Source organism: Mycobacteriales bacterium (genome assembly GCA_036497565.1).
Classification (GTDB): Bacteria; Actinomycetota; Actinomycetes; order Mycobacteriales; family QHCD01; genus DASXJE01.
Map to the genome: position 1 here is coordinate 1 of DASXJE010000200.1, position 2,628 is coordinate 2,628.

The 2,628-nt window shown below is 65.7% G+C and carries 4 protein-coding genes; 3 read left to right on the forward strand and 1 reads right to left on the reverse strand.

The genetic code is table 11. The annotated features are described in order from the left end of the window. The 3 genes from VGH85_16560 to VGH85_16570 all read left to right on the forward strand — a co-directional run. On the forward strand, window positions 1-567 hold a 567-nt coding region (locus tag VGH85_16560; protein HEY2175419.1), incomplete at its 5' end, for a YihY/virulence factor BrkB family protein. A gap of 30 nt (window positions 568-597) precedes the next feature. Next, window positions 598-987, forward strand: a complete 390-nt coding sequence (locus VGH85_16565) for a hypothetical protein (protein HEY2175420.1) — start codon at window positions 598-600, stop codon at window positions 985-987. Between the two features lie 76 nt (window positions 988-1,063). Next, window positions 1,064-1,693 carry a hypothetical protein gene (locus VGH85_16570; protein ID HEY2175421.1) on the forward strand — a complete coding sequence of 210 codons (630 nt, stop codon included), beginning with the start codon at window positions 1,064-1,066 and terminating at the stop codon, window positions 1,691-1,693. Window positions 1,694-1,872: 179 nt separating this feature from the next. Here VGH85_16570 and VGH85_16575 read toward each other — a convergent pair whose 3' ends face one another. Continuing rightward, the gene (locus VGH85_16575; protein HEY2175422.1) at window positions 1,873-2,613 is read right to left on the reverse strand and encodes a TetR/AcrR family transcriptional regulator C-terminal domain-containing protein; all 741 of its coding nucleotides are present in this window, start codon (window positions 2,611-2,613) and stop codon (window positions 1,873-1,875) included. Between the last annotated feature and the right edge of the window lie 15 nt (window positions 2,614-2,628).

The window sequence follows — 2,628 nt, forward strand, 5'->3', positions numbered from 1 at the left end:
TACGAGGTCGAGGAGGGACGCGGGTTCATCAAGCTGCGGCCGCTCCAGCTGGTCGTCACCCTGGTCCTGGTCCTGCTGCTCGCCGTCGTCCTGCTCGCACTGGCGCTGACCGGCCCGATCGCGGGCAAGGTCGGATCGGCCATCGGCGCCGGATCGGCCGCCGTCACGGCATGGAACATCGCCAAGTGGCCGGTGCTGTTGCTCGTGGTGATCGCGATGATCGCGGTGCTCTACTGCGCCGCGCCCAACGCGAAGCTCGGCGGCTTCAAGAAGGTCCTTCCCGGTACCGCCCTCGCCGTCATCGTGTGGCTCGTCGCCTCGGCCGGATTCGCGTTTTTCGTGGCCAACTTCGGCTCATATAACAAGACCTACGGCGCGCTCGGTGGCGTGATCGTCTTCCTGGTCTGGCTGTGGCTGACCAATCTGGCGATCCTCTTCGGCGCCGAGCTCAACGCCGAGCTGGAACGCAGCCGGCAACTCGACCGCGGCGAGCCCGGTGCCGAGCGTGAGCTCCAGATCGAGGAACGCATCCCGCCTAGCCGCGAGAAACGATCTCGCACCGCCTAGCAGTGCCCTGACATCAAGATAAGGAGAATCATGGCAGCAGTCAGCACCGTCGAGCGACCCTCCGCCGCGTCGGACACGTCCTCCGCCCTCCGCAACCTGTCCGAATCGGCCCTCGGCTACGCGACCGAAAAAGCTTCGCAGAAGATCGATAGCTGGAGCGGCCAGGTCGACGAGGCTGTGGCGTCCGGTGGCGTCACTGAAGGGGCCGGCTATGAAAGCATCAAAGCCCTTCTCGGAGGCCGAAATCCGGTGCTTGCCGCGATCCGCGGAGGGTGGCGGGGCGCGAGCGTCAAGCAGCGGGCCGCTGCGATTCTCTCGCTGGTGCTCGCGCTCGCGCTCGCACCGGTCACGCTTCTCCTGCTCACCCTCGGCGTGATTGTGGCTAGTCTCGTCGCAGCAGTCCGGGCCGCCGCAGGCTAACATCGAAGCGACGCGCCGGACTTGCGCCACGCATGACTGGCGCCGTTCCCCGCATTTGATCACTATCCTTACCCGCATGACAGCTGCCAGGTCCGAGCAGGTCGCTCCCTCCCGGAGCTCCCGTCAGCCCGTGGCCAGCCCTCCACACCTGCGGGTCGGCGAACGTGTCTTGGTCCATCGAGCTAATCGGGGCCTTGATCTACCGGTCAAGATCGAGCCGTCCAAACGTTGGAAGAGCACCGATGACTACGTCGTCGAGACCGTCGTCGTCGAGCGTGTCCAATCACGCGTCGACCCCCATCACCCGTCGCGCCGGATCTACACCGTCCACACCAAGCTGGGTCCCGTCCAGACCGCCGCCACCGCCAGATTCCGGATCGCGACCGGTCCGGAAGAGAAGTACCCGACAGCAGGAGCCTGGCTTACGCCGGTCGACGCCCTGCCGCTACCCGACGGCTGCGATGCCGAGCAACGCCGATACGGGGGTGAGACCGCAGTGGTGAACATCTGTAGCTGGTTGCTTCGACACGCCGCCCACAGCCTCGCCGACGCGGACCCGGCTGCCCGCGAGATCGCCGAGCATCGCGCTGATGTCCTCATCGACGTCCTCGATGGGCTCACCGGGGAACCGGATGTGTCGACCGAATGGGCCGACGCCGTGAACGCCTTGGCCATGGATCTACGCGACCAACCTGACCTGGGATGACGGCCCGAGTTCTCACCGGACTCGCTCTGCGCATGCTGCCAGGGCGTAGAGCAATCGCAGGTCATCGACTTCGACCGACGTCTTCCGGTACCCGATTCTCCCGAGCCACCGTCCGGCCGTGCCGACACTCCACTCTGGCCCGGGCTCCCCTCAGCGGCGCCTTCCGGGGGTCCTCGAGTCTATTTCTTCTTTGGTTTGGTGGTGAGTTGGGTGCTCAGTCCGGTGATGAGCAGGTCGAGTCCGCGTTCGAGTTCGGCCGCGCCGTCGTAGCTGATCAGCGCCGAGGCCAGGCTCCGTAGCCGGGGGAACTCCCGCAGCGGCAGGTTCTGCAGACCCAACCGCAACAGGTCGTCGTCCTCTTCAGGTTCATCCACCACCTCCTGCAACTCGTTGAGAATGTGTCCCACCAAGAACCCGAACAACGACCGGTACACGAACAGCGCATCCCGACCCGAGATCCCTGCCCCGGCCAGCAACTCCAGGATGTACTCCAACGGCCGCAACGTTCCCGGCGGCCGACGCGCCAACGGACTCGACAACGGTCGGGTCACGATCAATGCCACCGCGTTCGGATGCGCCAACGCGATCTCCCGGAACTGCCGAGCGATCTTCCGTAGCTCTTCCCGCCAGTCCCCCGGCTTGTTCCCGTTGCTCGGCGCCAACTGGGACAGCATCACCTCCGTGACCCCATCCAAGATCGCCGCCTTGTTCGGCGTGTACTTGTAGATCGTCATCGGGTCACGGCCCAGCGCCTGCCCCAACCCCCGCATCGACAAATTCTCGATCCCGTCCCGATCGATGAGCTCCAACGCCGCACTGAACACCACATCGCGGGACAACTTCGACCGGCGCCACCCACGCCGACCGGTCCCCGCCCTACGTGACCCGCCGGCGGCAACCTCGCCATCCCGGGTAGGCATCAACAACCCCCATCA